The 15,392-nt window shown below is 45.4% G+C and carries 14 protein-coding genes; 3 read left to right on the forward strand and 11 right to left on the reverse strand.

The window, feature by feature from the left end; translation table 11 throughout:
* Window positions 1-318 precede the first annotated feature (318 nt).
* Together C5S62_RS05060 and C5S62_RS05065 are read left to right on the forward strand one after the other, a co-directional pair.
* Window positions 319-1,104 (forward strand): acyltransferase, encoded by a 786-nt coding sequence (locus C5S62_RS05060; RefSeq protein WP_104404327.1) that lies wholly within the window; start codon window positions 319-321, stop codon window positions 1,102-1,104.
* Window positions 1,065-1,472, forward strand: a complete 408-nt coding sequence (locus tag C5S62_RS05065; RefSeq protein WP_104404328.1) for a hypothetical protein — start codon at window positions 1,065-1,067, stop codon at window positions 1,470-1,472. Before C5S62_RS05060 ends, C5S62_RS05065 begins: the two co-directional genes overlap by 40 nt.
* Before the next feature lie 1,026 nt (window positions 1,473-2,498).
* Here C5S62_RS05065 and rpsJ read toward each other — a convergent pair.
* From rpsJ to C5S62_RS05120, 9 genes are all read right to left on the reverse strand, one after another.
* Window positions 2,499-2,804: a 30S ribosomal protein S10 gene (rpsJ, locus tag C5S62_RS05080; protein WP_104404329.1), complete on the reverse strand. Its 306-nt coding sequence runs from the start codon at window positions 2,802-2,804 to the stop codon at window positions 2,499-2,501.
* A gap of 112 nt (window positions 2,805-2,916) precedes the next feature.
* Window positions 2,917-5,037 (reverse strand): elongation factor G, encoded by a 2,121-nt coding sequence (gene fusA, locus C5S62_RS05085; RefSeq protein WP_104404330.1) that lies wholly within the window; start codon window positions 5,035-5,037, stop codon window positions 2,917-2,919.
* Between the two features lie 13 nt (window positions 5,038-5,050).
* The gene (gene rpsG, locus C5S62_RS05090) at window positions 5,051-5,527 is read right to left on the reverse strand and encodes a 30S ribosomal protein S7 (protein WP_104404331.1); all 477 of its coding nucleotides are present in this window, start codon (window positions 5,525-5,527) and stop codon (window positions 5,051-5,053) included.
* Between the two features lie 105 nt (window positions 5,528-5,632).
* On the reverse strand, window positions 5,633-6,016 hold the full coding sequence (gene rpsL / locus C5S62_RS05095; protein WP_104404332.1) for a 30S ribosomal protein S12: 384 nt from the start codon (window positions 6,014-6,016) through the stop codon (window positions 5,633-5,635).
* Window positions 6,017-6,291: 275 nt separating this feature from the next.
* Window positions 6,292-7,218 carry a YeiH family protein gene (locus C5S62_RS05100; RefSeq protein WP_371411186.1) on the reverse strand — a complete coding sequence of 309 codons (927 nt, stop codon included), beginning with the start codon at window positions 7,216-7,218 and terminating at the stop codon, window positions 6,292-6,294.
* 112 nt (window positions 7,219-7,330) lie between these two features.
* Complete coding sequence (locus tag C5S62_RS05105; protein ID WP_104404334.1) at window positions 7,331-7,891, reverse strand: DUF805 domain-containing protein; 561 nt, start codon at window positions 7,889-7,891, stop codon at window positions 7,331-7,333.
* A 100-nt stretch (window positions 7,892-7,991) separates the two neighbouring features.
* Window positions 7,992-8,891 (reverse strand): diaminopimelate dehydrogenase, encoded by a 900-nt coding sequence (locus C5S62_RS05110; protein WP_104404340.1) that lies wholly within the window; start codon window positions 8,889-8,891, stop codon window positions 7,992-7,994.
* Between the two features lie 269 nt (window positions 8,892-9,160).
* Window positions 9,161-10,315 (reverse strand): OmpA family protein, encoded by a 1,155-nt coding sequence (locus tag C5S62_RS05115; RefSeq protein ID WP_104404335.1) that lies wholly within the window; start codon window positions 10,313-10,315, stop codon window positions 9,161-9,163.
* Between the two features lie 389 nt (window positions 10,316-10,704).
* Entirely contained in the window at window positions 10,705-11,613 is a 909-nt protein-coding gene (locus C5S62_RS05120) for an alkaline phosphatase (RefSeq protein WP_104404336.1), read from the reverse strand.
* 383 nt (window positions 11,614-11,996) lie between these two features.
* Here C5S62_RS05120 and C5S62_RS05125 point away from each other — a divergent pair, with 383 nt between their 5' ends.
* The gene (locus tag C5S62_RS05125; RefSeq protein WP_104404337.1) at window positions 11,997-12,320 is read left to right on the forward strand and encodes a DUF3467 domain-containing protein; all 324 of its coding nucleotides are present in this window, start codon (window positions 11,997-11,999) and stop codon (window positions 12,318-12,320) included.
* A gap of 140 nt (window positions 12,321-12,460) precedes the next feature.
* Here C5S62_RS05125 and C5S62_RS05130 read toward each other — a convergent pair whose 3' ends face one another.
* Window positions 12,461-14,287 carry an alpha-galactosidase gene (locus C5S62_RS05130; protein WP_104404338.1) on the reverse strand — a complete coding sequence of 609 codons (1,827 nt, stop codon included), beginning with the start codon at window positions 14,285-14,287 and terminating at the stop codon, window positions 12,461-12,463.
* A gap of 88 nt (window positions 14,288-14,375) precedes the next feature.
* Window positions 14,376-15,104 (reverse strand): bifunctional 2-polyprenyl-6-hydroxyphenol methylase/3-demethylubiquinol 3-O-methyltransferase UbiG, encoded by a 729-nt coding sequence (locus C5S62_RS05135; protein ID WP_104404339.1) that lies wholly within the window; start codon window positions 15,102-15,104, stop codon window positions 14,376-14,378.
* Between the last annotated feature and the right edge of the window lie 288 nt (window positions 15,105-15,392).

Genomic DNA, 15,392 nt, shown 5'->3' on the forward strand with positions numbered 1-15,392 from the left:
TTAACTTCCCAGTATTCGTGTTAAAATTCCGATACGGACTTTTTACCTTCCACTATTTAAAACCTATCTTTTAACATTCCGAAAGGTTATCAGAAGTTAAATATGTTAAATCCACCGGTCACCCTCACATACTTTTTTCTGCTAAAACTTAAATTGTCAACCACAAAAAAACAGCCAACCGACTCCCCTTTCTCTTATATCAATTATTTTCGCCCATTCAACAGCGACTGCTTTCTTCCGGACATACCGCCATCATTTTTGGGGAAATATTTTATAACTTTGTTGCACTTTCCATAACATCAATAAACTACCCGAAAAATGAACCGCAACGCTTTAAGTTCTAATTCGTTCCAACGCATAGTATGGGCCGACCTGCTCCGGCTCATCGCCATCCTGATGGTTATCTGTATCCATTGCTCAGATCCTTTCAACGTCTCTGCCGAAGCCCGTTCAAATTCTGATTACAACCTATGGGGAAGTCTGTACGGCGCACTTTTACGCCCATGTGTCCCTCTTTTTGTAATGCTCACAGGCATGCTCTTACTACCAGTGAAACAGGACATGGGACAATTCTACCGCAAAAGAATACCACGGATTATAATTCCTTTTCTCATCTGGTCTCTACTATACAACTTGTTTCCTACACTGACCGGCATTATGGGTTGGGACAACAGCATCCTTTCGAAAATGTTTGCCTATGCCGGCGACAATCCGTCGCAGTCGTGGGAGAACAGTTGGCACAACATCTGCATGATTCCGTTCAATTTCAATGTGTACACCACTCCCTTGTGGTATATCTACATGCTCATAGGCTTGTACTTGTACATGCCTTTTTCTCTGCCTGGCTACATCAGGCTACGGACAAGCAAATCAAGACATTCCTCCTCATCTGGAGCCTCACACTGTTTATGCCCTACTGCCATGAATTCCTGTCCCATCACACATTGGGAACTTCCGCATGGAACAGTTTCGGCATCTTATATTATTTTGTCGGCTTTAATGGCTATATGCTGTTGGGCCATTACCTATACAGAAACAACAACCGGCCTACCGGCAATACCGTCATGCTTTCTGTCATTTTATTCGCCATTGGCTATGCTGTAACCTATGTAGGTTTCAGGGAAATGACTTCTATGCCCGATGCGTCCGAGGAACAGGTGGAGATGTTCTTTCTTTACTGCTCTCCCAATGTTCTGTTAATGACAGTCGCCGTTTTCCTGCTGGTGCAAAAAACACAAATACATTCTCCCCTCATAGTATCCCTGCTAGCCAATATCAGCAGATGCGGATTGGGCATTTACATGATACATTATTTCATTGTAGGCATCGGCTACCTGATAATAGAAAGACTCAACATTCCGATAGCCCTTCAGATACCTCCTACCGGTATCCTCGTATTTTTATTGTCCTGGGTAATTGTCTCGTTTGCTTACAGATTTTTCCCAAGACAGGCTAAATGGATCATGGGATAATCAGCCACTTTGGACTGGCAAGGAAATCATAACCGAGACCATACGGAATTTCAGGTATGGGTTCTGCCACAACTCACTTTCCCTGAAATGAATTTATTTCGCTTTCCTCTGCCCCCAACAAATACTCAATAATGCGAGAGTACATCTTGGTGTACTCTCGCATTAATATAGGATTTTTCAAATATGAAAAATATTATAAACTATGGATATAGACAATATCTTTACAAAGGCTGTCTAAAGATGGCATTATCAATGACTGCGTTATTCCTATCTTCATAAGTTTATTAAAAATCTTTCTCTTTTCCGTAGAGGGAATGATATCCAGTAGAAGAATTGACATTAAGTTTTTCACAAAGCCATTTATTTATCCTCTTCTTTTCCGCTAAAATTACTTTAAGACGATTTATATCAGTTGCCACATCCATCAAATTTATTGCTAAATCACAAAATTAGCAATAACAAACTAATTACTCCCCAATATACTTATGTACCGATATGGCGGAAAATGACGTCATATCAGCAAAAGGTGATATTACTTTTAGATAGTAGAGCAAAGTCATAGTGAAAAAATACCGAGTAGAATATCAGGCGGTAGAAAGGCGCGAATCAATAAAACTCTCAATAGAAGAAAATGCCTTTAATCCTATTGCCAATGTTCCAGCGAATCACATAAAAATACACTTATTTGTCATACCTGCATCTTTGAATAGAATTGATTATCATAAAACTTATTTTAATTAAAGAGTAATTTAAGCTAAAAACAATTACGTTTAGATATCCTGTCTGTATTTCTAGAACATCAATATGTTAAACTATCTTCTATCATCAAATTCAAGCAAAAATATTTTCTTCGTAAAGGATGCTAATAATAAAAGGCAGTATATAAAATTTTATGCCCAACGGTTAAGCCACTATTGAACCAGTAAGTTCTATCATGCTTAAAATGGTATCGCAATCACGATATACAAAAATCCTGCGAAATATAAAATTTTCGCAGGATTTTTGTATATCTGAATATAGTAAAAACTACACCTTGATTTCTACTTCTACACCACAAGGCAATTCCAACTTCATCAAAGCATCAACGGTTTTAGCCGTAGAGCTGTAAATGTCGATGAGACGCTTGTAAGAAGAAATTTCAAACTGCTCACGGCTCTTCTTATTAACAAAGGTTGAGCGGTTTACAGTTATGATACGCTTACGCGTAGGAAGAGGAATTGGACCGCTAACAATAGCGCCTGTAGCTTTCACATTTTTAACGATCTTTTCTGCAGATTTTTCTACGAGAGTGTGATCGTAAGATTTCAGTTTGATTCTGATTTTCTGACTCATATTCTTATTAATTTGACCGTGGAAGGCGGACGGGCTAAGAGTCATTCGTTAGCCCGTCACCACCGCGGCATTGATTGTTTAGGTTTACCTAATAAGTTGTAAACGCCCGTAATTATTTTACAAGGTCAACACGGCCTTTAACTTCCTCCAGAACTGCCTTAGCAATTGAACTGGAAAGAGGTGCATGGTGATCGTACTGCATAGAGCTAGTGGCACGACCAGAAGTGATGGTACGCAAAGCTGTTACATAGCCGAACATTTCTGCCAAAGGCACTTTAGCCTTAACAAGACGGGCACCGGAGCGGGTATTTTCCATACCTTCAACCTGACCACGACGCTTGTTCAAGTCACCAATAACGTCACCCATATTTTCTTCAGGTGTAACCACCTCAAGTTTCATGATAGGCTCCATCAAAACGGGACCAGCCTGAGCGCAGGCATTCTTATAGGCCTGAATAGCTGCGATTTCGAACGACAACTGATCAGAGTCTACCGGGTGGAAAGAACCATCCAACAACTCTACCTTCAAGCTATCGAGAGGATAACCACCGAGCACACCGCTCTTCATGGCATTTTCAAAACCTTTCTGAACTGAAGGAATGAATTCTTTAGGGATGTTACCACCAGTAACCTTGTTAACAAACTGCAGACCACCTTCTGTAAAGTCTTCGTCAACAGGACCTACATTAACGATAATGTCTGCAAACTTACCACGACCACCAGACTGCTTTTTATAAACCTCACGGAGATTTACAGTTTTAGTGATAGCTTCCTTATAGTTAACCTGAGGCTTACCCTGATTACATTCAACCTTGAATTCACGCTTCAAACGGTCGATAATGATATCAAGGTGAAGTTCGCCCATACCGGAAATCACAGTCTGACCGCTCTGTTCATCGGTTTTTACTGTAAAGGTAGGATCTTCTTCAGCTAATTTAGAGAGACCATTAGACAGTTTATCCAAGTCTTTCTGAGTCTTAGGCTCTACAGCGATACCGATTACAGGATCGGGGAAGTCCATTGATTCCAATACAATTGGAGCATCTTCCTCTGCAAGCGTATCACCAGTACGAATATCCTTGAAACCGACTCCTGCACCAATATCACCAGCACTGATTTCATCAACAGGATTCTGGTGATTAGAGTGCATCTGGAAGAGACGTGACACACGTTCTTTCTTACCAGAACGCACATTATAGATATAAGAGCCTGCAGTAACCTTACCCGAATAAACACGGAAGAAAGTCAAACGACCAACATATGGGTCTGTAGCAATCTTAAATGCAAGAGCGGAAATTTTCTCGTCCTCATCTGCCTTGCGCTCCTCTTCAGCACCAGTATCAGGATTGGTTCCGATAATATTAGGAGTATCAATAGGAGAGGGCAAGAACATACAAACATAGTCAAGCAATGTCTGAACGCCTTTATTCTTGAAAGAAGATCCGCAAGTCATAGGAACGATATCAAGCGAAAGCGTACCCTTACGGATAGCTGCTACAATTTCGTCTTCTGTGATAGTAGAGGGATCCTCAAAGAATTTTTCCATCAAAGCATCATCGCACTCCGCAGCCACTTCAAGCATCTTACTACGCCATTCTTCGGCTTCTGACAACAGGTCAGCGGGAATCTCTTCCACATCATATTCAGCTCCCATGGTCTCATCATGCCACAGAATGGCTTTCATCTTGATGAGATCGATAATGCCCTTGAAGTTTTCTTCAGCTCCGATAGGAATTGAAACAGGACAAGGATTTGCGCCCAAAACATCTTTCATCTGACGGACAACTTCATAATAGTCAGCACCCGAACGGTCCATTTTATTAACGTATCCGATACGAGGAACATTATATTTGTCTGCCTGACGCCAAACGGTTTCAGACTGAGGTTCTACGCCACCCACTGCACAATAAGTTGCTACAGCACCGTCAAGAACACGAAGCGAACGCTCCACTTCTGCGGTAAAATCAACGTGTCCCGGAGTGTCAATCAGATTAAACTTGTACTGTTTGCCATTCCAAGTCCAATAAGCAGTAGTTGCGGCTGAAGTAATAGTGATACCACGCTCCTGTTCCTGAGCCATCCAGTCCATAGTAGCGGAGCCATCATGGGTCTCACCGATTTTATGAGTCTTACCTGTATAAAACAGAATACGCTCCGAAGTCGTAGTCTTACCGGCATCAATGTGAGCCATGATACCGATATTACGCGTAAAATTTAAGTCGTGCTTTGCCATTGTTTATTCCTTATTAGAATCTGAAATGTGCGAATGCACGGTTAGCCTCAGCCATACGGTGCATATCTTCCTTACGCTTGAAGGCGCCGCCCTGTTCGTTAAAAGCGTCCATAATTTCGGCAGCAAGCTTATCGGCCATAGTCTTACCGCCACGCTTACGAGCAAAATTAATCATATTCTTCATGGAAACAGACTCTTTACGGTCCGGCCGGATTTCCGTAGGAACTTGGAAAGTAGCGCCACCGATACGACGGCTCTTCACCTCTACTTGCGGAGTAATTTTATCAAGAGCAGCCTTCCATATTTCAAGAGCGGATTTTTCCTGATCTTTCATTTTCTCACCCACAATTTCGAGGGATTTATAGAAAATCTCATAAGAGATATTCTTCTTACCATCATACATAAGATGGTTTACAAACTTGGAAACCTTCTGATCTCCATAAACGGGATCCGGAAGAATCACACGTTTTTTAGGCTTTGCTTTTCTCATTGTCTTGAGTTGATTTGTTTTGTGTTAGGGCTGCAAAAACAGTTCTTCAATTCCCCATCGGGACATTTACTCAACCTCCTGCAAACCAACATTATCCATTATAATTTACTTCTTAGCTGCTTTAGGACGCTTTGCACCATATTTGGAGCGACGCTGGGTACGACTAGCCACACCGGCGGTATCAAGTGTACCACGAACGATATGATAACGCACACCCGGAAGGTCTTTCACACGACCGCCGCGAACGAGTACAATAGAGTGCTCCTGCAGATTGTGGCCTTCTCCCGGAATATAAGAGTTCACTTCCTTAGAGTTAGTCAAACGAACACGGGCCACCTTACGCATAGCCGAGTTAGGCTTTTTAGGCGTAGTTGTATACACACGCACGCAAACACCGCGGCGCTGAGGGCATGAATCCAAAGCAGGAGACTTACTCTTGTCTGCTGCTGCGCTTCTACCCTTTCTTACCAATTGTTGAATAGTAGGCATTTGTTTGAATTTTAATTTGTTATTATATATTTATTTTCCTATTTTCAATCGTAGCGCAGGTGCACACTGCACCTTACGGCCAGCAAAGTTACAAACTTTTATCGGAACAGACAAGATATTCAAGCCCTTATTATAAGGTATCCATCTGATTTCTCTATTTTTTATTCTTCCCCCAAACAGACCAAGGCTTCATTGTTTACCATCTTTTTATTTCTATTGGCATCTTCTATTCGCTTCATATTAATCCTTGCATTTCCATTTGCCAGGTCCGAAAATCACACAGTCATAACCACCAGCAAAGCTATGATAGAGATAGCCGCCCAAAGCACAACACCTAATACCAGAGGCCGCAAACCAACCGTTCGCACAACAGACACAGACAATCCACTACCTATCAGAAAAAGCGTCATGCCAAGCAGTTTTCGCGAGATATCTACAATGCCTCCAGTAATGGCATCGGGAATATCCACATAAGTATTCATTACCATTGCCACGACAAAGAACAATATAAACCAAGGTATAGTAATTTTTTTACCACGGGATCGAAAAACAAACGTCGAGCATATTACCAAAGGAATTATCCACAGAGCCCGAGTAAGTTTTACTGTCGTTGCAACTTTCAGGGCTTCTTCACCATAAGCAGCACCAGCACCAACCACCGAACTGGTATCATGTATGGCAATGGCCGCCCAAACTCCAAAATCCGTCTGGCTCATCCCCAACATCTCACCTATAGGAGGAAACACGAATAGCGCCACTGCATTAAGTATAAATATTGTTATCAGAGACAAAGACATCTGATTATCATCGGCATCAATCACCGGTCCTACGGCAGCTATCGCACTACCACCACATATCGCCGTTCCCGATGCTATTAAATAGGAGCTTTTTCTATCCACACCCAGAAGTCGTCCGATCAGGACTCCAAGTAACATAACTCCCAACACCGACACTACCGTAAAAAGCATACCTTCCCTGCCAGCTGCCAACGACTCATGCAAGTTCATACCAAAACCTATACCTACCACAGACACTTGCAACGCTATTTTAGACGCCCGTTTGGATAGTGAGGGATAGGCATTTCCGATTGTCAAAGCCAAAACAATTCCAATCAGCAAAGACATCGCCGGAGACAAGAAAGCAGACATCGCCAACAAGACGAAAAACAACATACGTGAAACACGTGTAAAATTCATTGTCATCATAATATATAATAAAGAATGTCTCCGCCCAGCATATTTACCAGACGAAGACAGAAAAACTAATTCCGTAATAAACAGACAGACGGCAAATATTTCATATTGCCAGTACTTTTCATTCCTCTTCTTTCTGTTCTTTATATGTTATACCCGCCTCTTCACATTGCACGGCAAAATTTCGTTTGGGATTGCTGCCATAACGATTAAACCCCTTAGCTCCCGGCATAAATAGAGGAAGTAAAAAGAACACCACAAGTTGCAAAGCACTAATAACGTAGCTAAACGAGGAAACAGCAGAAGGCAAAATCAAACTTTTTCCCGCCATCATATTCTCCATTGAATTGCCATAAGCCAAAGCGACACAAACAGACCAGACCACATTAATAATCAGGAAAGTTCCAGGCACCCACCCTGACCATCCGAAATCATGATAACGCTTCACAATTGCTATAAAGAAAGGGATATAACTGCAAACGATCAGAAGCAGCATAACAAGCATACCGATAGTTCCTCCTAAAAATGTCACCAGTCCCCCGAGAACAGCCAAAAAGAATACCAGCACAACGTAAATAATAGCATAAAGACCAAAATAGAAGCGTCGCAAACGACCAGTAGGATTAAGCAGACCGGAAAAGAACTCCCGATCATTATCTATAAAATTTTCATATTCACTCATGTACAAAATAATGAAAGTTATAAAATATGTGATTACAAAGCATTATGTCGGCCGGATCTAACAATGATCCGGCCGACATTTAAGACATAAACTTTTTTAATTAAACCAGACGACGGATAAGATCTTCACGATTACCCGGCAAAAGGTCCAATACCGGCACTTCTATCATAGTATAGCACCCAGGTTTTTGACGCATGGCCGCACGAGCCGCACAAACAAGCACCTGACCGGTAAGAGCCGGATTGTTAATTCGCATATTAAATTCAAACAGTTGGTTTTGCGTTGTTCCGCTGACACCCTTTCTCGTAAGATTCACTCCATGCCCCATGTCTATGACGTCATCCACGCTAGGTACCTCGATAACGTGTGTCTCATCATTTACAAAGTAAGCATCGGCCTTGATGGCAGCCGCCACTTCCGCAAACTGATACCCCTCTTCCACTTCTATGTAAACCATACGGCGATGTATGCCGGTACCTGTAGGAATTGTCATAGAGAGCGCTTTTCTCACACCTTCAACGGCCTTAACCGCCACAGTATGCCCCATTGACATACCTGGACCAAAATTAGTATAAGTAATACCCTTGGGAGCTATAGCCTCAAGCAAGGTACGCACCACAGAATCACTTCCCGGATCCCAACCGGCGGAAATAATACTCACCGCACCGCCACAACGGGCAGCTTCGTCAAGCGAACGACGCAAGTCTACAATTTGAGTATGAATATCAAAGCTATCAACGGTATTAATACCTAACGCTAATATTTCCTTCGCATATTTCTCCACACTGCGCGTCGGCGTAGCAAGAATAGCTACATCGACACCTTCCAGTTCACAGATGTTCTTCACGACAGGATAGGCATCCAGTTCGGCAGGTTTATCAGCCGCACCATTTCGACGCACCACACCAGCAACCTCAAAATCGTCAGCGGCTTCAAGAGCCTGAAGGGCATAGCGTCCGATGTTACCATATCCCACTACAGCTGCTCTGATTTTCTTCATCATTGTCAAGTTTTTTATTTAGTTGCAAAACAATATTGTTTTGTGGTGCAAAATTACAATTTTCTATTGAAATATATCAAATAGCATTATTTAAAATCTATTTAAATACAAAATTTAAACTTTAAGGAACAATCTCCGACAATTTTACAGTTATAAAAAAAACAATATATCTTTCCTGCCACTATCCGGTCATGCTCTCCCAAAAACAAAACAAGTGCCCAAGAGGCAAATCTCCTGGGCACTTGTTATATATTTAGAAGCTGAGCTTTTTACTTCTGATCATCAATAGTGGAAATGCTCACGCGGTTCCAGTCGGGTTCAGAGAACATATTACCTACGCCCTGACCTTCAGCCTTGATGCGGTCGGCAGAAATCTTGTATTTCTTCACGAGGATGGTCTTAACAGCTTCAGCACGGGCCTGAGCGAGACGTTCGTTGAAAGCAGCATTACCTTCGGGAGAAGCATAACCCTTGATGCTTACGGTAGCATCCTTGTGATTCTTCAAGTAAGTGGCGATACGCTCAACATTAGGCTGCTGAGACAAATCAACGACAGACTTGCCCTGACGGAAGGTAACAACAGACTCCAATTTTTCAGTAGTGGTGTTCGTAACCGTATTGGTAACAATGCGCTCTACCTGAGGTTTCTGATTGCGGGCCTCATTCAGACGCTGCTGCAAGTCACGGATTTCAGCATCCTTGGCAGCGAGGTGACCGTCCTTGCTACGTACAGTACCACGCAAGTCGTTAATTTTAGCGTTCAAACCGTCAACTTCTGCCTGATCGTAAGCGCGGACATTGGTAAAGTGGTGCTTGCCGTTGCTGTTCTTGAAGTGATAAGTCACACCGGCCAACAATTCGATAGCGCTGTTATTAACATTGTAGGAATTGTTACCGTTCGTGTTACTCTTATCCATGCTGTAAACGATAGCAGGCTTAAAGGCTACGGTCCATGCCTTAGCTTCACCGAGGTTGAAATTGAAATTCATACCAAACTTGGAAGTAAGGAAGTTATTGTCCTTTGCCATGCCACTGTTGTAGAATTCATGTCCCCAACCGGCACCGGCTACAGCTTCCATTTCGAAAACACGGGGAGCACCCTGATAACCGCCGAAGAGGTTAAAGAGATTCACGTTACCAAGCATGCTAACGTTCATTTGGTCGATACCCGTGCGGCTGGGAGTTGTATTGTTGTTGGCCAAGCCCTGAAGAGTCAAGCCGAATACGGGAGTTACTTGCTTGGTCAGTTCAAGACCGTAAGTACCACGCATACCGCCCCAGAATGCATTATGGGTAGTTTTGGTAATGCCACCACCTACAAGGCCGATTGACCAGTTGTCGAAAAACTTGTTGCCTTCAACAGACTGTGCGCTAGCTGTCATAACAGCGGCACCGATTGCTAATACAGATAAAATCTTCTTCATAATAAAATAGTTTTATAATAAAACATAGAGTGAACAACTTCGCCACACAAGGCTGTGCAAACGTGTTAACTACTCGTTTAATCTGGTGCAAAGTTAAAGAGAAATCATATTAACCTCCAAATTAAAATCCATTTTTTAACAATTCTCTCTAAAGTCTCACATATCCCCCCTTCATAAGGCCCTTAATCCCCTTGTATTATACATCTGTTAAAACTTAACCCGTGTATTTTCAATACAAAACTACGTTTTTCCCGGCATAAACGAGCAAAAAATCCCGCACTATCCATCCCAAACATCATTTCATATATTATAAGGTTACTTTTGAACTAAAAAAACAATAAGCAGGCCGGTGTATTCTCTAACCGGCCTGCTTATTCATATTTCTCTTTCTATCTATTAAAGACATGCTTTGCCGGCCGGCCAATCCACGCTTGCGGCTGTTTCAGTTTAAAGATATAAGCCAGAGTGGCGGCCGTGTCGAATTGCATCATGCTTTCCCGGAATTCCCCACCTTTTCTAATACCTTTTCCGGCTATAATAAAAGGAATTTCCATCTCCTGAAGCGTAATGCCTCCATGCCCTTTCCTGATGCCTCCATGGTCTGCCGTCATAATAATTATTGTATCATCCCCAATGCCCGCCTCTCTGACGGCTTGCAGGATACGATCCACCTGCACGTCCAGTTCCTCCAGTTTTTCATAATATCCGGGAGTGTCGTGGCCGGCGGCATGACCGACATGGTCCAATTGGTCAAAACAGACGGCGAAAAGATGGGGCTTTTCCTCCTTGATGTATTTAACTGCCATTTCACACAGACCGGTTGTATTCTTTTCATAGTCCGGGCAAATGGCATGTCTGGAAAGCGACAGAGTGTCCACCATATATTTAATACCTTCCCATTCATAGAAACATGCTGTAACGGCCTTGGGATTCTGCTCCCTCATAACTGAGAATATGGTTGGGAAGATGCCGTTCCCGTTGACCGTCCTCGAAGGTATTTCGGGAGTTCTCGATCCCCATGTGGTATATCCGTGCAGTTCCGGACCGACTCCCATAAACATAGACGCCCAGTTGACAGCACTCGACGAAGGCAGTACCGAGCGGTCTTTCATAGTGTAACAGCCCGATTCCATGACCGAACGGATATTCGGTATTTTCGCCTTAGAGACGCTGTAACCTCCCCATCCGTCAAGCGCGATGACAATCACATGCCCGGCTCTCCATTTGGCAGCGTGAACCGGATGGAATGAAAATCCGGCAAGCAGAAAAAGGATTGATAAAACAAGATTTCTTTTCATAGCGTATTAGTTTTGATTCACCCGACAACAATAATAAATTAAATCCACAACAAGCCAAACACCTTTACTTAATTCCGAAAGAAAAACATAGCCCCGACTACCCGTCGCCAGCCCGTTTCACCTGAAAACACGGAGTTGCCATCCATAATCGGACAATACTGACGTTACAGGAAATCCCGCCCGTCTTTCCGTCTCTGTCGCTTTTCATCCCATGCGTAGTCAAACGAAAAATCCGCTCCCGAAAATAGCCGGTAAAGGCAAATTTACAAGTACGAACCTTGGCCGAACCACCGGAAAACTTTAAATTTGTGGTCGCTGCCGCAAGCTGCCGGCAAAATTATCTTCAAAAAAATACATTCACATTATAACAAACACTACTTATCATGGAAAATAACAACGACAACCAGTTGAAAATCGAACTTTCTCCCGAAGTGGCCGAAGGCACTTATGCCAATCTTGCCATCATCACCCACTCCAGCGCCGAAGTGGTAATGGATTTCATCCGCGTATTGCCCGGCGTTCCCAAGGCCAACGTGAAGAGCCGCATCGTGCTCGCTCCCGAGCATGCCAAACGCCTGCTTTTCGCCTTGCAGGACAATGTTGCCAAATACGAGAAGGCATTCGGCCCCATCAACCTTCCCGGCGCGGAACCACAGGGAGAAGGCCGCACCGCCACTCCTTTCGGCATGCCCGAAGGAAAAGCCTGACAACAGGCCGGCGGCATTTGCACGGATAAAAGAGCAAATACCATCAGAGGCGTATCCCGCGGGATACGCCTCTGATGGTATTTGTCACATTGGCGGACCATCCGTACAGATTATTCCACAGCCGGTCCGCCCGTTTTTCCTCACGACTCTTTTAAGATGTAGTAAACGCCTTTCGGCAAGGAATCGATAACATTCTTACCCGGCTGTAACTGTAGTGAAAGACGCTTCATGCCGGACATATCCCAGATGGAAACGGCAGCGCCCCACTCACTTTTCACGACCATGCGTCCGTTGCTGTAAAGTTTCAAGGCCCGGTTGCCGGCATTGCCCTGCTCCACCTTTGAGATGCCGGTAGTCTCCACCTTCTTCAAGGTCATGCAGTCAATATCCGACACCCATTCCGAAGGATTTGACAGACGGATGACGTTATTCCCTTTCCTCAGCACTACCCGGACGGTTTTTTCCGTCAGCTTGTTCGTACCGGGTTCACTGGCCGTAAGTTCCACACGGGTTTCCTCACCGCCGTTCACGCTCACGTTGACAAAGCGGTCTTCCCACTGCACATAGCGGAGCGTCATGTCGTACACACCACCTTCAAGGCTATATACATCACGCCACTCCAGCCAGTTTTCAGGATGGTTGCCGAGCCATCCCACCTTAGCGCCGCCCGAGCATCCGGCCATTTCCTCGTAGGTGGCATATCCCAACTGCTTGTTCATGCCGATGTCCTGATAACGTTCCAGCCATGCCGTTTCGGCTTCGTAAAGGGTACGTTCAAGGCGTTCGGCGGCTTCGAGGCGGTATATTTTCGTGTCGTGGGCCGGCACCGTCACCCTCATGGTCCCTCCGGTCACTTCGGCCATGTCTTTGCCGGCAAAGAGGTCACGCACTTTCACAGTCCCGCCGAGATCCACCTCAGCCATATTGAGCGTAAAGGCTTTGGCGGCATCGCCGGAATTGTAGAGGGCCACCGCCCGCGTCTTGCCGTTGAGTGTCTCCACATCCTTGACATAAAGATAAATGCCGTTTTCCACTCTCACCACGCGCGCCTGCAAAGCCAGCGGGTCCTGATTGAGGGCTATCAGCTCCTTGTTCTTGATGAGATTGAGCGAGGTTTCGGGAATGGTTTCCATATTACAGCCGATGAGCAGCGGCGAACTCTGAATGCACCACATGCCGAAGTGGGTGCGCTCCTCAGGAGCGGTCATGCCACGGCCTATCTCAAGCATGTCCATGTCGTTGAAAGCACCTTCGGTGGCGTAAGCCGAAAGATAGCGGTTTTTGGCTATGATGTTCTTCACAGAGTTCCAGTTGGCCTGAATGTCAGCCGAAATGCGCCACGACGCCCCCACACTGTGCACCCATGTTCCGGGAAAAGCCCAGCGGCACACATTAACGCGCGCATCGGTGCGGCCGGTATTATCGATGGCCCGGCGTATGGCCGTGTAGCGCTCACGCTCATCAAGGTCGAGGTGTTCGGTATTCTGGCCGGGATCGCCGCCGCAGAAGTCTATCTTTATGAAGTCAAACCCCATTTCCTTAAAATAGAAATCGGCGTCGCGCTGGTCGTGACCGTAAAAGCCCACGCCTTCGGCTATTTTGTCGTTGTCCCAGTAGTTGCCGCAGGTGTTGCGGCCGGCATCGGAATAAATTCCGGCTTTGAACCCGAGCGAATGAATGTAGTCGGCCACCGGCTTCAGTCCGTCGGGAAAACGTGTGGGATGAATAAGCAGGGTACCGTCGGCGGCACGACCACCAAAGAATCCATCGTCGATATTGATGTAACGGTAGCCGACATCCTTCAGCCCCTTCTCGACCATAGCGTCAGCCTGTCGGCGAATAAGTTCGTCACTGATGTTCACACGGTAAGTGTTCCACGAGCTCCATCCCATAGTGGGCGGTTCGTAGGCCTTTGCGCCGACCATTGTCAACAAGGCGGTTGCCAACAGCCAATGTCTCTTTTTCATAAGTTGTTTGTTCTTGCGGTTGATTTAAGTATCAGTCATCCATTTATCGGAACCCCTCCAAATTCCGGCCTGACGGGAAAAACGCCTGTCACGGCCGGTAATGTACGAGGCGCACCAGATAGTCGTAATGGTCGCCCCTATACAGTATCTCCGCCCTGAAACCGGCTTCGGCGGCCGCCCGGACCAGTGTGCCGGCATCAACGTAAAGCCAGTCGAAGGACAGCCCTTCCGTGTAGCCATATTTCATGCGAAAATCCACTTCACCATAGTAACCGTCGGCGGGGTCGTAGTCCATATTGCCGTCCTCGTCCTCAAACACGTAGCGGAGGTCGGAGGAGTCGGCAACGATGCTGCCGCCGGAGACCAGCAGGCAGGCGGCACGGCAGAAGAAGTCGCGGAGACGCCCAAGGCGCCCCACCAGCCCCAACCCGTTCATGAGCAGGAGCAGGGTGTCATATCCCTCTCCCACCTCATCGGTAAAAAAATCGGCCAGACGGGCATCGCGCACGCCGCGGCGGCGCATGCTCTCCACCGACAGAGGCGACACATCAACGGCCGTCACTTCGAGTCCGCGCGCCTGAAGGGCCAACGAATGGCATCCCGCTCCGGCACCCACATCGAGCACACGGCCGCGGCAGGCACCGAGCGCCATCCTTTCCAGCCGGCTCATTTGCGCCTCGGTGCGGAAAAGTGTTTTCACCGGCATTTCGTCTTCATCGAACAGCGAAGACAAGACGCGCAGTCGCTTGACGGGACGTTGCTCCAGATAATCTCTGATGGCTTCGCCCATAGGATCACGGTCGGGGGGAATAATCATGAAGCAAAAATACGTATTAAAACAAACATAGACAAGCAAGGCAGAAAAATTTCCTTTTCCCTACCCTATCCGCACCGTTGCCCTATCTGTCCGGCTCTTTGGCACTTTAACGTTTTTAACTTTCCGTTACATTTCAAAATGTTAAAATATAGGTTACAAGTAACGGAGAAGAAAAAGTCCTTACTGCAATTTTAACACGAATACTTGGAATCAAAACTCCAATACGGGGATTTTTGGGGTCAAGCCGAAAACACGGTGCATGAATTTTGAGAAAAGTGTTAAATTTGT

Source organism: Prevotella sp. MGM2 (genome assembly GCF_002933955.1).
GTDB lineage: Bacteria > Bacteroidota > Bacteroidia > Bacteroidales > Bacteroidaceae > Alloprevotella.